The sequence below is a fragment of the Pseudonocardia nigra genome (assembly GCF_019396355.1).
Taxonomy (GTDB): Bacteria; Actinomycetota; Actinomycetes; order Mycobacteriales; family Pseudonocardiaceae; genus Pseudonocardia; species Pseudonocardia nigra.
The window spans coordinates 1-13,125 of record NZ_JAHKRK010000226.1; the positions used below are offsets into that span (position 1 = coordinate 1).

Here is a 13,125-nt window from a genome sequence, read left to right on the forward strand (position 1 = left end):
GGCCACCGCGCGGTCGCCACCCGCTACGACAAGCGCGACTACATGTTCCGCGGAACCATCGACGTCGCCTCGATCAGGATCTGGCTCCGCGACCCCGTCCCATGATCCAAGGGACACGCTCTAGCCCGTCATCGACCAGGATGATGTCGCGTCCGGCGAGATCCGGCAGGTCCCGGTCTGCTCGGTAGTGCTGCACGCGGCGCTGAAGCTCCTGTCGCTGCGGCCCGGCGAGTTCCGCGACGTCGTCGTCGGACAGGCCGAGGGCGGTGACGACGCGGGTGTTGACGACGATCCCGCCGCCTTCGGCGATCGCGCCGATACCCAGTTCGGGTTGGCCGGGAGCGCCCAGCTTGCGGGCGACGATCACGTCCAGCTGTGCTCCCAGTGCCAGTGCCAGTGCCACTTCGGCCGCGACGGGCACGCCGCCGCGGGGGAGCGCCAGCACGACGGATCGTGCAGGTCGAGCACCGTGAGCTGCTGCGCGAGACGGCGTCCGGCGTCTCGTCGATCCCGGAATCGCATGTGCATCCCCTCCCGTGGTGCGGCTACCCCGAACGAGGGCGGAGCCACACCGATCCGCACCGGACCGACGCCGTCCGGCCATCCTGCGCACCGAGCCGCGGCGCGCGACGGAGACGCGTCGGGGACGGGCCGATCGGGAGCCCGATCGTGAGGGACGGATGCGCGGCGGGTACCCGATGGGCATGCAACAGCACGAGATCACATCAGCAGTGGCCCGCACCGCTGGCATCGCCGATCACGAGGACGCCGAACGCGCCGTCCGCGCCACCGTGCAGGTGCTCGGCACCCGGCTGGCCGGCGGCCAGACCCGTAACCTCGCGTCCCAGCTCCCCGCGGAACTCGCCGCATTGCTCCCGGAGGACGGGCCGGGCGACCGGTTCGGGGTCGAGGAGTTCTACCGGCGGGTCGCCGAGGCCGAGGGCGGGAACTGCACTGAGCCGCAGGCCCGTCAGCACGCCCGGGCCACGCTCGCCGCGTTCAAGGTCGGTCTGACCGGACGCGAGTTCGACCACATCGCCACGCAGCTGCCTCCGGACTACGCCGACCTGCTGGGCACCGAACCCGTCCGGCACCACTGACCGCGGCGTCGTACGGACGAGTGGGAAGGAGGAGATGAGTAGGGAGTTCATCGTCGAGGTCGGACAGTTGCTCGGCGAGCCACCGGAACGGGCTCGCTACTTCGGGCAGCAGGTCTTGGCCGAGCTGCAGGCCGGGGATCAGCAACTGGTCGAGGTGGTCCGGGCGGGGTTGCCAGCGGACACCGTGAGAGTGCTGGACTTCGAGGGCGAGCCGCCACGCCCACGTGGACCGCTCGCCGGGGGCGGTCACTTTCACCCTGCGCACGGGCGCGGCGAGCGTGCCGAGTCCGACGTGGTTGCGCGCCGGATCGACGCGCGATGGGCGAGGTCGCTTCGGGCGGCTGACCGCCACTTTCGCCCGCGCTCGCCCGGCCGGCCGCGCCGCCGGGAAAGCCTGGGCCTCCGGCGCGACGGCTTTGCGAAAACTGGTCGGCGACCGCGCCGCCGTGGTCATGGCCGTACAAAATCTGGCCAGCGCCGAGCCTGCTGGTGATCCAAAAGCGGCAATCCCCTGTGCCCTGGTGCCGCAACTTCTCGTTGACGTCGAGCTGAAGTCGGTGTGAACCCGACCGTCACGGGAACCCGGCTCATCGACTCGGACCCGGAACCTGGAGGCCCTTGCCATGCCGCTGTCCTACCCGACGCTGCCCGGCGACGTCGACCATCTGATCGCGGACGACCACGCCGTCGTCGAGCGGCAGTTCCAGCACCTCGAGGCCGGTCGCGGCGATCGGCGGGTGCTGGTCGATCAGGTTGCGTTCGAGTTGGCCCTCCATGCCGACGCGGAGGAGCGGGTGCTCTATCCGGCGATGGCAGAGGCCGGCGAGACCCACGAGGCCGAAGAGGGCCGCGACGAGCACCAGGAGGCGAAGGAACTGCTCGTCACGCTGAACAACAGCGACCCGGGCGAGCCGGAGTTCGAGGACGCGCTGTCACGGCTGATCGCCTCGATCCGCCACCACGTCGCGGAGGAGGAGGGGGAGTTCCTGCCGCGGTTCCGGCAGGCCGTCGGGCCGGAGCGGATGGCCGAGCTGGGCAAGGAGTTCCTCGCCGCCAAGCGGGCCGCGCCCACGTTCGCGCACCCGAACGCTCCGTCCGGGGAGACGGGCCACAAGCTGCTCGACGCGGGCGCGAAGGCCGTCGACATGGTGCGCGACAAGGCGACCGGCCGGAAGAAGCACCTTGCGACGGACCCGTCCGGCGCGCTCGACCCTCAGGCGCAGCGCATCGTCGACGCCTTCGCCGCGATGGAGCCGCAGCCGTTCGAGATCCTCACCCCCGACCAGGCCCGCCGCCAGCCCACACCGGCGGACGCTGTCCTGAGGGTTCTGGAGGAGGACGGTAAGTCCACCGAGCCCGAGCCCGTGGACAAGGTCGAGAACATGACCATCGACGGTCCGGGCGGGCGGCTCGGGGTGCGCGTCTACTGGCCCAAGGACGCCGGTGACGATCCATTGCCGATCGTGCTGTGGATCCACGGTGGCGGCTGGGTGTTGTTCAGCGTCGGCACCTACGACGCGTCCTGCCGGGGGATCGCCAACAGGACGGGCGCGATCGTGGTATCTCCGGAGTACCGCCGCGCGCCCGAGTACGTCTTCCCGGCGGCGCACGACGACGTGCTCGCGACGTACCGGTGGATCCGGGACAACGCCGACGGCCTCGGTGGTGATGGATCACGCATCGCGATCGGGGGTGAGTCGGTCGGTGGCACGATGGCGGCCGCCACCTCGCTGCAGCTCGCCGCTGCGGGCGAGCCCCTGCCCGTGGCACAGGTACTCGTGTACCCGCTGACGACCGGAGAGCAGTTCGGCGAGTCGATGGTCGACGCCGCGGACGCCCGGCCGCTCAACCGTCCGCTGCTGTCCTGGATGGCGATGCACGCCTTCGAGGGCGTGGCCGATCGCGCTACCGACCCGCGGGTGGACCTGTTGTCGGTCCCGGCCGAGCCGCTCGCCGGGATGCCGCCCACCCTGGTGATCACTGACGAGCGCGACCCGCTGCGCGACCAGGGCGAGGAGTTCGCGAGGCACCTGGAGCAGGCCGGCGTGGCCGTCACCGCCACACGCTACGACGGGGTGATGCACGAGTTCTTCGGCGCGGCAGCCGTCCTGGACAAGGCAGCGCAGGCACAGCGGCAGGCGGCCGAACACTTGCGGGACAACTTCCGATCGCCGGCAGCCGCCCGCTGATCGGCCGAGCTGTCCCCGCGACAGAGCCCAGCTCGGCAACGGTCCCCGGCGCTTCAGAGAGCTCGAACGGTCCGCCGAGGGGGTGAGTAGGCGGATGCTGACGCTGCCGTTGCACGGGCTCGAACGCAATGGGCTGATCACGCGCTCCGTCCACCCGGAGGTGTCGCCACGCGTGGCGTATGCGGGGACCCCCTGACCGAGCAGATCCGATAGCCCCTGGAAGCCCTGGCCGCTCGGCGGCCACCAGCAGACCTGCGATCGCCGCGGCCCGGCGCGCTACGACCAGAACAACCCTCGCACGGCCGGCCCTGCCCTCAGAAATGCGGGCGAGCTGTTGTAGGGCTGGGCGGACTGATCCCGCGCTCTGCCCGACCGCCGAGACGACGTCGTGCTCCTTCATACCGGGCGGTTACCCGTGGCGCCGCCGCAGCTGCCTCTGGGCCTGCCAGGACGGAGTGGGGCAAGGGCGCGCGGGGTATGTCCGCCGGACACGGGGCGGGGGACGACGAGCTGGCAGCTGGGCGGCCACCAGGAGGATCCTGATGCTGAACGACGAGCGTCAGAGCGTAAGCCCGACCGGAACGCTGGTGCCTGCTGTGATCCGCGTCCGGCTCTCTCGCGCGGTGTCCCCGGCCGCCGTGGAAGCGGTGCTGACCCGGGCGATCGCGAGCACCGACCCGCCAATGATCCCCGAGGTCGTCTGGATTCCGACGCTCGCCGCCGGCCGGACGGCCCGCCGGCGCCCCGAGTTGACCTACGCCCTGGTGCTCGAGCGCGCACCCGGTCTGGCTGGCGAGCGCGATGATCATGTTCTCGTCCCTGTGAAGCGAGCAGCGCGAACGGCGGTGCGCCGCGCGTTCGGGAGGGGGTCCGAGGTGGCGGTCAGGCTCGCCCGCGACATCGAGGAAGTCAAGGCGTGCTTCCGGGCGATGATCGGTAATCCTCGTGATGCTCACCCACGAGGCGACGCCCTCGTCCGTCAGGCCGCTCCGCGTGTGGCTCGCGCCGAGTGCAGGCCGGGGTCTGAACGAGGAACCACCTCGCGTCGCGGCCCCGGAGCACTTGGACCGCGCGCAGCTCATCGCTGAACCGCTGTCAACGTCTGCCGGGCAGGATCCGGCCGGAGCTACCCTGCCGCGAATGTAATGTCATGCGCCCACGCGCCGTCGTCCCACATCACCATCCTCATTGGGTGAGGTTGGGGAGCGAGGGGTCTTCGCAGTTCTGCGTGGGGCGGTGGACGGGTCAGGTCCGGCGGATCTGCAGTGCCTCCTGGAGGCTGGCGTACAGCTCGAACAGCTGTTGCGTCACAGAGAACGCGTCGATGACCGGACCGCACGGCGGGACGAGGCGTAGCTCGACAGCGGCTTTCCGGGCGTCTTCCGAGGCTTGGACGAGGCTTTCGACGGCCGGGCCGGTCACGTTCGATACGCGTGTCAGGTCCAGTACGAGCATCCGAGGCAGCAACAACAGCTGCTCCTGGACCACCAGCCGAAGCTGAGCCGCGTGGTCATCGTGCAGATCACCCGCGACCCGTAGCACCCGGACTTCGGGGTCGGGGCGGTGGAGGGCGATGACCAATCCCGGGCCGGGATTTGTTGAGTTGACCGCCCTGTCGTGCGGCTCGTGCATGTCCTGGGTTCCCGCCTGCTCGCTCAGGCCGGTGCTGACAGCGGGAACGGACCCGGTCGTCAGCCGGTCGAGAGACACTACTAGGGCTTTTTTCCGATCCCGGTCCGAAACTCGTGCGTCCGCGCAGGTCCGCTGGTGCCCGGTGACAACGGCGGGGTGTGCATGCCGCTGGCCGTGTGAAGCCCCTCGAGGAACTCGGATATGGCGTCAAGGGCGCTGTGTCGCGGCTGCCATCCCAGTTCCTCGCGTGCTCGTTCGGTATCCATGATCGGCAAGCGCAGCACCGCGTCGAACAGCTGGGGCGATGCCGGAACCAGGTGCAGTCGCCACGCCGCGGAGAGCGCGGCTCGCACCGCGGAGGCGGGTAGTGGTACGCGGGTGGCCCGCAGCAACCGCGAGAGCTCGGCCACGTCGACGACCGGGTCGGCGGCGAGGTTGAACGCGCCGCGGACCGGGTGGAGGAGAGCCAGGCGGAACGCGTCTGCAGCGTCGAACGAGTGCAGGGCCTGGAAGCGGAGCCCAGGCACGTCCGGCAGGACGGGGATCAGCCCGGGCCGCGCCAGGTGATGGGGCAGTAGCGGCCCGGCGAACAGGCGGCGCTGCTCGGTCGCCGCCGCCTGCTTGAAGATGAACCCGGGGCGCAGCCGCACCACGCGCATGTGCGCGTGGTCTCGCTCGACGGTGTCGAGCACGCGTTCCAGGTAGGCCTTCTCGCGGGTGTAGCCGGCGGTCGGCCACCCGTCGGTCGGCCAGGTCTCATCCACCGGTCGGTCCTTCGGGCCAGGCGAGTAGGCGCCGACCGACGACGCGTAGACGAGGGTGGGCACGGATGCTGCGACCGCCGCCTCGAAGACCCGGATGCCCCCGAGGACGTTGGTGTTCCAGGTGAGCACCGGGTCATGTGTGGGCTGGAAGAGCCAGGCCAGGTGGACCACGGCGTCGGCACCCCGGAAGTGCTCGACGAGATCGTGGCGAGCGATATCGCAAGTGGCCCACTCGGTCTTCTCAGCCCTCCATGTCGGCAGCCGCCGAGCGAGTCCGAGTAGCGACGTGACGGCCGGTTCGGCCGCCAGTGTCGCGACGAGACTTGTCCCGATATTGCCCGTGGCACCTAAGACGACAACGCGCACGTTGGCGGATGTCCGCCCCGGATGATGGCCAAACGTGGCGGGTGTGGCTTGTCAGTTCCCCGCGAGGGGCGGCCCGACGCGTACCCGCCCCGATGCCTCGGATGCCAACGGCGCCCTCCGCCTGCAGGAGGACCTCGTCCGATGTGAGTTCGTGACACCCCACCTGCGCTGCAGCGTGCGGGGACGCCAGCCGGACGGGGTCGGCCCGCGAAATGGGCTCACGAGCGATCGGGCCGGCAGCCGGTGGGAGCCGGTGTGACGCGTTGGGCGTCGGTGAGGGCCAGAGGTCATCGAGGTCAGTTCCAGGTCAACCGGTACGAACGATCGGTGGCCTGGAGAAACCGGTCGATGTGGGTGATGTCGAGAGGCGCCGGCAGCGGGTGTCGTGGGGGGAGTGCGGCGAACGCCGGCTGGAAGCGCGGGGTGCTGCCGGTGTCGAGTGGGTAGGCGTCCTCGTCGACGCCGACGAGGTCGCCGTGCAGCCTCGCCGAGGATGTGACGAGTTCGCGCCAGCGCTGTACCGGCACGAGCCCGGGGGACTGCAGTCCTTGGGAGAAGAGGTTGAGGTGGATGTGGTCGTACGGCTCGGTTCGTTCGAGGTAGCGTTCCAGCTCCTTGTACGAGGGCTCCATGTTGAACCGGATCCAGAACGGAACGGCGCCGAGCCGCAACGTCCACAGCGGATCCCACTGCACGTAGGACTCGACGAGCAGCCGCCGGCCCGGCAGGCCTCGCCGGCGATACCACCACCGGTACAGGTCGGCGACGAAGGCGCTGAGCTCCTGCGGCTCGTCCACGACCAGCCGCCGCAGCCGGTAGCCGTACTCTGCGGCGACGCGTTCGAGGTCGGGTCGCAGCGCCGGATCGAAACCCCACTCGGCCTCCGGCCGGCGCGCGTCGGCCTCCGGCGGATCCCACCGTCGCCACGGCGACCCCTCGCGGTCCAGGTAGTCGGCGATCCGTACTCCGCTGTCGTGGTACTCGTCCTCGGGCACTCCGCCCAGCGCGCCGAACTGGAAGTAGGCCCGCTCGCCGACGGCGTGGGATCGCCAGGTCCGGGTGGCCTCGACCACGAGGATCGTGCCGCCGGGGGCGAGCCGCTCGGCGAGGAAGCGCTCGAACGTTCGACCCAGGGTCAGGCGTTTGAGCCGGAGGTAGGCCATGCCTTCGAGCATCGGCCGGTCCTGCGCCGGGTCGTGCATGTGGTAGACGGCGACCTCGGGATTGCGGTGTGCGACCAGCCGGGTGGTCGGGGCCAGCGCCTGCATCGCGCCGCGGGGGTCGTCGGGGTGCGTCGCGAGGTCGCGGACCGCCGCCAGCGTGGTCTGCGGCAGGTACGGCGCGCGCAGCGCGGCCGCGAGGTGCACGGCGGCCCCGCTGGGCGAGCCCACGACGACGATCGGGTAAGGGCCGCGCCCATACTGTCCGGCGATCCATTCGGCGATCTCGTCGGCGCTGATGCGCCGGGCGTGGTCGAGCGGGATCCCCTGGAGCGCGCCGAGCGCGGAGAACGTGCCACGGCGTACTCGCGTGGGCGGGGACGAGGCGAGATCCGCCAGCAGACGGGAACCCGGCCCCACCGAGAGCCCCCGATTGTCCTTGCCCCGCAGGAAGCGGCCGAGGCTGCGGGCGGCGGTGACGCCGGAGTCGAAGTCGACGAGGTAGCGCGCCACCCGTAGCCGGCGGGTCACGACACCTCCCCCAGCAGCGGACGCACGATCCGGGCCAATTCCGTCGGGGCCGACCAGTTCACCGTGTGTCCGACACCCGGGATCTCGGCGAGCCGGCCCTGCGGCAGGTCCCGCACGACCTCGCGGGCCCACTCGCCGGGCACGATCGGGTCCCGGCCACCGCGGACGACGACCGCGCTCACCTGGACGTGATGAAGCTTGCGCTCGACGGGGTCGGCCAACATGTAGGCCAGGGTCCGGGCATAGCGGCGGGGGCCGCACGCAATCAGGTCGGGCACCATCACGGCGCCCAGCCGGGGAGGTTCCCGGCGTTGGTTGGCGAGCTGCCGCGCGAACTGTTGCGGCGCGGAGCGTGCATTGCGATCGACGGTCGGGCCCACCAGCACGACCGGACCGAGCAGCTCGGGGGCATGGACGGCGAGGTCGACCACGACCTGGCACCCCGTGGAGTTGGCAAGGAGTACCGCGCCCCCGCGGCCGGTGGCGCGGAGCCAGTCCGCCAACGCGAGAGAGAGACCGCGAACGTCGAGGGTCCGCGCGGGCCCGCGGGTACGCCCGAATCCCGGCAGGTCGGGCGCTGCAACCCGGGCATCGCGGCGCAGTGCGCGGGCGACCGGCAGGAAATACCGGTGCGAGCATCCCAATCCGTGCACGCAGACGAGCGCGGGCGCCTCGGGCGGGCCAAGGAGCCCGGCATGGACGCGCGTTCCGGCGGCAGCGGTGTGCTCGCTGTCGTCCCAGCCGTTCAGCGGGCCCACCGGCGTGCCATCAATACGCCGCCGGTCAGCAGCGCGGCGGAGGCGGCCCGGCGCAACGCGGTCCGGCGCTTGCCGTGCCAGCCGCCGGACACCGACCCGGTGCCGGGGGCGGGCGTGAACAGGTTCCCATCGGTGGCAGGTGCCGGCTTCGTGCGGTACAGGTGCGCCTTGTCGACCTGCAGCGCCATCTGCCGTTCTGTCAGGCCGGGCGCGACCTTCATCTGCATGACGAGGCTGCGTCCCATCGGCCCGACGATGACCTCGCGGCGGGGAACACGGATGAGGTTGACGATGGTGCGGGCCACGCGCTCCGCGGAGTAGACCGGTGGCAGCGCCTTGGCCTTGCGCCCGGTGTAGTTCGCCGTGTGGTCGAAGAAGGGTGTGTCGATGGTCGCCGGCAGCACGGTGCACACCTTGACGTGTGTCGCGCCGTCGAGCCACAGCTCCTGGCGCAGGCTCGCCCCGAGCACCCGGACCGCGGCCTTCGTCATCGAGTACGCGTGTGTGTAGGGCTGCGGCACCGCGCTCACGATCGAGGAGACGTCGATCAGAACGCCCTTGCCCTGGTCGCGTAGGTAGGGCAGGGCGGCACGGGCGCCGTGGACGTAGCCCATGATGTTGACGTCGAGGATTCGCCGGAAGTCGCCGAGCGGGATCTCCTGGAAGGGCGCGAACGCGGTGACGGCGGCGCAGTTCACCCAGACGTCGATCCGCCCGAAACCCTCGACCGCCCGTCGCGCGAGTCCCTGGACGGCATCGGCGTCGGTCACGTCCGTAGGGACGGCCAGCGCACTGCCCCCAGCCGCCTCGCATTGGTGGACGACCTCCTGCAGCGCATCTTCCCGCCGCGCGGCGAGCACGACCGCGGCGCCATGCGCAGCACACGCGAGCGCGGTCGCCCGGCCAATCCCGCTGGACGCGCCGGTGACCACGACAACTGAGTCCCGCACTCGCATGCCCCCAGCCGTTCCCCCGGCGGTATCGACTAAACGTGACCAATCCGGTCAGGGGCCGGCGGACCTCGGGACCGATCGCGCAACCGGCCCTTGTGCTCGCCCGACCGCCCACGCGGCTCGTCCGCCGCGCCAGCGGCTCGTGCTCCCCCGGACAGCACGCCTGAGAACGCCCATCGTTCGCGTCCGGTACGTCGACCCGAACTAGCGACGGGTCGCGGCCATGGCGGCCTCCGCGGTGGGGCTGATCGACAACAGCCGGTCGAGCCCGGTGATCTGCAGTGCGCGGAGCACCGCGTGATGCTCGGCGGCCAGGTGGAGGTGACCGCCACGTACTGCTGCCTCCCTATACAGGGTGCGCAGGACGTCGAGCCCGCGGGCGCCCAGGAAGGTCACGTCACCCAGGTCGATGACGAGATGTGGCGCGCGGTCGAGCTGCTGCCCGCCCGTTCGACAAGCAACGCCGCGGATGTCATGTCGACGGCCCGCTGACCCCCACTACGACGACGTCGGGTCTGGGCGCGTGCAGCCGCATGTCGAACAGGGCGTCCGGATCCTCGTCCGTGATCCCCGTTGCCGGTCTGGACGCGGGGCACTCACCTTCGCCCACCGACGCATCGCCTCCTTGCCAGGCCGCGATGCCGTTCCTGCCCCCGTTCTCCCAGGGCTCCTCGCCTGGAGGCGCACCACACGTCGGCAGAGGCGTGACCGGAGACACTCGGCCTACGCGCGGCCGGAGTCGGGAGCCTGCGTGACCGGATGCGCCGGGGAGAGGCTTCCCGACCTGATCCAGGCGCTGTCCACCGCGGTGTCGGACCATCGCTGTACGTCCGTACCCCGTGCACATCGCCGTGGCCGTGGGGCTGCCCCGGCGCTCCCGGTGGCGCACACCTACCTCGCTGATGTCGCGGCCGCCGAGGCTCCTGGCCGCCGGTACCGCCGTCGTCGGCGTCGCGTGGGGGCTGTCCGGGCGCGGTGAGCGGTTGCAGGTCGACGAATACCCCTGTCTGGACTGTCAGCGGCGGTCCGTGGAGGTGCCCGACCTCGACGAGGCCGGCGAGCGATGCTGCCGGTTCGGTCCGGAGCGCCGGAGAGCCGGCTATGCGGCGGTCCACGCGGTGCCGATGCTATTGCGTGAGCAAGCGATGACGCTGTGGATCGCACAGCAAACCGTCCCGAGTTCGCATCTGATCGAATACGACCGGTTACGCAACAGCCGCTGGGTTCCCAGCGACCGGACGTGCAGATGCTGACTCTTCTCTGCAGCTGACCCGCGGCCTGCCGCAGCGCACGGGCAGCGAGGGCCGGATTGAAGGCTGTCCTGCAGGACTGAAAGGATCATCGCCACACTGACACAGCTTCAGCGGCGATGAACATCGAGGGGGCGAGTTGACGCTCGCGGTGGTGCGGTCTCTGCGGGAGCCGCGAGCGCCGGCAACGGAGGAGGAGCTCGCCGACTTCGAGCTCGACGTGCTCGCCGGGTTCGTGCTCGCGCGGCACTCGGCAGGGCTAGCGGACAGCACGATCCGCGGCGACACGAACCATCTCGAGCTGGTCCGGAAGTGGTTCGGTCGGCCGCTGTGGGAGATGGAGCCACGGGACGCGGACTGGTACTTCGGCACGGTACTGCGCGGGGTGTCGTCGTCGACGCGGGCGGCCCGGGCGCAGGCGTTGGTGACCTACTTCGAGTTCCTCGAGCTGCGCCACAAGGTCGAGCTGCACGAGCTGACCGGGCGGGTTGTCGAGTGCCCGATCGACGAGATGAACCGGCCACGGATGTCGGTCGAGGCGCAGCTGCGGATCCCGCCGACCGAGGCAGAGCTGGACCAGCTGTTCGCCGGCTGGCGCGAGGAGCTGGCGTCGTGCCGCAAGTTCGCCCCGGCCGCCCGGAACTACACCGTGGCCCGGTTGTCCGCGGACGTGGGGCTGCGGATCAACGAGGCCTGCATGCTCGATCTGGACGACGTGCGGTGGGAGCTGGGCCGGTTCGGCAAGCTCAACGTCCGCCACGGCAAGGGCTCCCGCCGAAAGGGCCCGAAGCAGCGGGTGGTGCCGTTGATCAACGGAGCGGACCGGACGCTCGCGTGGTTCGTGGAGGACGTCTGGGGACAGTTCGACGCCAATCACTCGCTGCCCGGCGCGCCGCTGTTCCCGTCCGAGCGCCGCCAGCTCGACGGCCCGGGTGCACGGGTGAACACCGACGTGGTGCGTCGGGCGTTGGCGGCCGCCGTGGCCCGGCACCTACCGGGCTGGACGGGCCGGCTGACCCCGCACGTGCTGCAGCACTACTGCGCCAGGCAGCTCTACCAGGCGGGAGTGGACATCCTCGCCGTTCAAGAGCTGCTGGGGCATTCCTGGATCTCGACAACGATGCGCTACGTCCATGAAGGCTCGGGAGTTGCATCAGGCGGGCGAGAAGCCGCAGGTCGCCTGCTCAGTGGGGGCTCGGAGTCGCTGTCGTCCTCGGCGGCTTGAAGTGGCTTGACCTGCCGATTTGATCATTCGAGCCCGTTGGGTGCATGATCCGCCCACTTTCCGAGCGGGGTTGGGGGCGGGTTGCGGCGGGTGGATCTGGCCGGGGCGGCGCATCTGGAGCTGGTCTCCGGGGTGGCGCAGCTGCGCCCGGAGGACGCGATGATGGGGGCGATGCTGCGGGGCTGGGCCGCGCAGCAGGCCGCCCGTGGGTTGCGTGCGGACACGATCAGCGCGCGGGAGCGGCTGGTGCGCCAGTTCGTGGAGTTCACCAACGAGTACCCGTGGCGGTGGACCCCGGCGCACGTGGACGAGTGGTCGTTGTCGCTGACCGGTGAGCGGCATCTGGCGCCCTCGACGATCCGCAGCTACCAGTGCGACTTGCGGTTGTTCACCGAGTTCTTGACCGACAACGCCCGCTACGGGTGGGCATCGGCATGCGAGCGGGAGTTCGGGCCTGGGGTGCACCCGGTGCCGATCGTGCACGAGTGGAACTCGATCGCGCACCTGAATGCTTATGAGGGCAACCCGGAGGCGCGCGCGTTTACCCGGGAGGAGCTGCAGCGGTTCATCGACTACGCCGATGACCAGGTCGAGCGGGCGATACGCGCAAAGCGGAAGGGCGCGCTGACCGCCTATCGCGACGCGACCCTGTTCAAGGTGATCTACGGGTGGGGGCTGCGGCGGACCGAGGCGGCGCGACTGGACCTCGCCGACTGGGGCCGCAACCCGGCGGCTGCGCAGTTCGGCCGGTACGGCACGCTGCATGTCCGCTACGGCAAGGCCAAGCGTGGTCAACCCCCGCGGCGGCGCAACGTCGCCTCGGTGATGGGCTGGGCGGTGGAGGCCGTCGCCGACTACGTGGACAACATCCGCCCCCGGTTCGGCTGTGACGGCCACCCGGCGTTGTGGGTCACCGAGCGCGGTGGGCGGATCAAGCCGCCGGAGATCAACGCCCGGTTCGAAGCGTACCGAGACGCCTTGAAGCTACCGAAAGCCTTGACCCCGCACAGTTTTCGGCATTCCTACGTTTCGCATCTCACCGAGAACGGTGTCGCTCGCAGGTTCATCCAGGGGGCTTATTCACAAGTCTGAATGGTGACTGCTCTTCGTGACATGAGGGGTACGTCGAGCACTTGATCACGAGTCGGTCTCAATTCGTGCTTGACCGCGTGTCGCGCGAGATGCGCAACAGCTCTT

At 70.4% G+C, this 13,125-nt stretch carries 15 protein-coding genes and 1 pseudogene; 9 read left to right on the forward strand and 7 right to left on the reverse strand.

What is annotated here, in order from left to right:
- Positions 1-73: 73 nt before the first annotated feature.
- Positions 74-445, reverse strand: a complete 372-nt coding sequence (locus KME75_RS34650; protein ID WP_219419166.1) for a phosphoribosyltransferase family protein — start codon at positions 443-445, stop codon at positions 74-76.
- 259 nt (positions 446-704) lie between these two features.
- Between KME75_RS34650 and KME75_RS34655 the strand changes: the two genes are divergently transcribed.
- The 5 genes and pseudogenes from KME75_RS34655 (at position 705) to KME75_RS34675 (ending at position 4,377) form a co-directional block, all read left to right on the forward strand.
- Positions 705-1,100 (forward strand): DUF2267 domain-containing protein, encoded by a 396-nt coding sequence (locus KME75_RS34655; protein ID WP_219419167.1) that lies wholly within the window; start codon positions 705-707, stop codon positions 1,098-1,100.
- 224 nt (positions 1,101-1,324) lie between these two features.
- Positions 1,325-1,663, forward strand: coding sequence for a hypothetical protein (locus KME75_RS34660; RefSeq protein ID WP_219419168.1), 339 nt, complete (start codon positions 1,325-1,327; stop codon positions 1,661-1,663).
- Between the two features lie 60 nt (positions 1,664-1,723).
- Complete coding sequence (locus KME75_RS34665; protein ID WP_219419169.1) at positions 1,724-3,289, forward strand: alpha/beta hydrolase fold domain-containing protein; 1,566 nt, start codon at positions 1,724-1,726, stop codon at positions 3,287-3,289.
- A 40-nt stretch (positions 3,290-3,329) separates the two neighbouring features.
- Positions 3,330-3,482: pseudogene (locus tag KME75_RS34670) on the forward strand (winged helix-turn-helix transcriptional regulator); the annotation flags it as partial.
- Positions 3,483-3,831: 349 nt separating this feature from the next.
- Positions 3,832-4,377 carry a hypothetical protein gene (locus KME75_RS34675; RefSeq protein ID WP_219419170.1) on the forward strand — a complete coding sequence of 182 codons (546 nt, stop codon included), beginning with the start codon at positions 3,832-3,834 and terminating at the stop codon, positions 4,375-4,377.
- A 157-nt stretch (positions 4,378-4,534) separates the two neighbouring features.
- Here the strand turns inward: KME75_RS34675 and KME75_RS34680 are convergent, their stop codons facing one another.
- From KME75_RS34680 to KME75_RS34705, 6 genes are all read right to left on the reverse strand, one after another.
- Entirely contained in the window at positions 4,535-4,999 is a 465-nt protein-coding gene (locus tag KME75_RS34680; RefSeq protein ID WP_219419171.1) for an STAS domain-containing protein, read from the reverse strand.
- Between the two features lie 2 nt (positions 5,000-5,001).
- Positions 5,002-6,051 carry an NAD-dependent epimerase/dehydratase family protein gene (locus KME75_RS34685; protein ID WP_219419172.1) on the reverse strand — a complete coding sequence of 350 codons (1,050 nt, stop codon included), beginning with the start codon at positions 6,049-6,051 and terminating at the stop codon, positions 5,002-5,004.
- A 296-nt stretch (positions 6,052-6,347) separates the two neighbouring features.
- Positions 6,348-7,742 carry a hypothetical protein gene (locus KME75_RS34690; RefSeq protein WP_219419173.1) on the reverse strand — a complete coding sequence of 465 codons (1,395 nt, stop codon included), beginning with the start codon at positions 7,740-7,742 and terminating at the stop codon, positions 6,348-6,350.
- Positions 7,739-8,500: an alpha/beta fold hydrolase gene (locus KME75_RS34695; protein ID WP_308283356.1), complete on the reverse strand. Its 762-nt coding sequence runs from the start codon at positions 8,498-8,500 to the stop codon at positions 7,739-7,741. Before KME75_RS34695 ends, KME75_RS34690 begins: the two co-directional genes overlap by 4 nt.
- Complete coding sequence (locus KME75_RS34700) at positions 8,488-9,456, reverse strand: SDR family oxidoreductase (RefSeq protein WP_219419174.1); 969 nt, start codon at positions 9,454-9,456, stop codon at positions 8,488-8,490. Before KME75_RS34700 ends, KME75_RS34695 begins: the two co-directional genes overlap by 13 nt.
- Before the next feature lie 201 nt (positions 9,457-9,657).
- Complete coding sequence (locus KME75_RS34705) at positions 9,658-9,840, reverse strand: STAS domain-containing protein (RefSeq protein WP_246633422.1); 183 nt, start codon at positions 9,838-9,840, stop codon at positions 9,658-9,660.
- Between KME75_RS34705 and KME75_RS44160 the strand changes: the two genes are divergently transcribed.
- The 4 genes from KME75_RS44160 (at position 9,751) to KME75_RS34720 (ending at position 13,020) form a co-directional block, all read left to right on the forward strand.
- Positions 9,751-9,945, forward strand: a complete 195-nt coding sequence (locus tag KME75_RS44160) for a hypothetical protein (protein WP_246633425.1) — start codon at positions 9,751-9,753, stop codon at positions 9,943-9,945. The two genes, KME75_RS34705 and KME75_RS44160, sit on opposite strands and share 90 nt — an antisense overlap.
- Before the next feature lie 347 nt (positions 9,946-10,292).
- A complete protein-coding gene (locus KME75_RS34710; protein WP_219419176.1) occupies positions 10,293-10,706 on the forward strand; it encodes a hypothetical protein in 414 nt (137 codons plus the stop codon).
- A 151-nt stretch (positions 10,707-10,857) separates the two neighbouring features.
- A complete protein-coding gene (locus KME75_RS34715; RefSeq protein WP_308283358.1) occupies positions 10,858-11,928 on the forward strand; it encodes a tyrosine-type recombinase/integrase in 1,071 nt (356 codons plus the stop codon).
- A gap of 90 nt (positions 11,929-12,018) precedes the next feature.
- Positions 12,019-13,020 (forward strand): tyrosine-type recombinase/integrase, encoded by a 1,002-nt coding sequence (locus tag KME75_RS34720; protein ID WP_308283359.1) that lies wholly within the window; start codon positions 12,019-12,021, stop codon positions 13,018-13,020.
- The last annotated feature ends 105 nt before the right edge of the window (positions 13,021-13,125 follow it).

What these genes read in the sequence shown, in the direction of transcription:
- KME75_RS34655 (WP_219419167.1), top strand. Translation starts at nt 705, where the DNA reads ATGCAACAGCACGAGATCACATCAGCAGTGGCCCGCACCGCTGGCATC.
- KME75_RS34675 (WP_219419170.1), top strand. Translation starts at nt 3,832, where the DNA reads ATGCTGAACGACGAGCGTCAGAGCGTAAGCCCGACCGGAACGCTGGTG.
- KME75_RS34665 (WP_219419169.1), top strand. Translation starts at nt 1,724, where the DNA reads ATGCCGCTGTCCTACCCGACGCTGCCCGGCGACGTCGACCATCTGATC.
- KME75_RS34700 (WP_219419174.1), bottom strand. Translation starts at nt 9,456, where the DNA reads ATGCGAGTGCGGGACTCAGTTGTCGTGGTCACCGGCGCGTCCAGCGGG.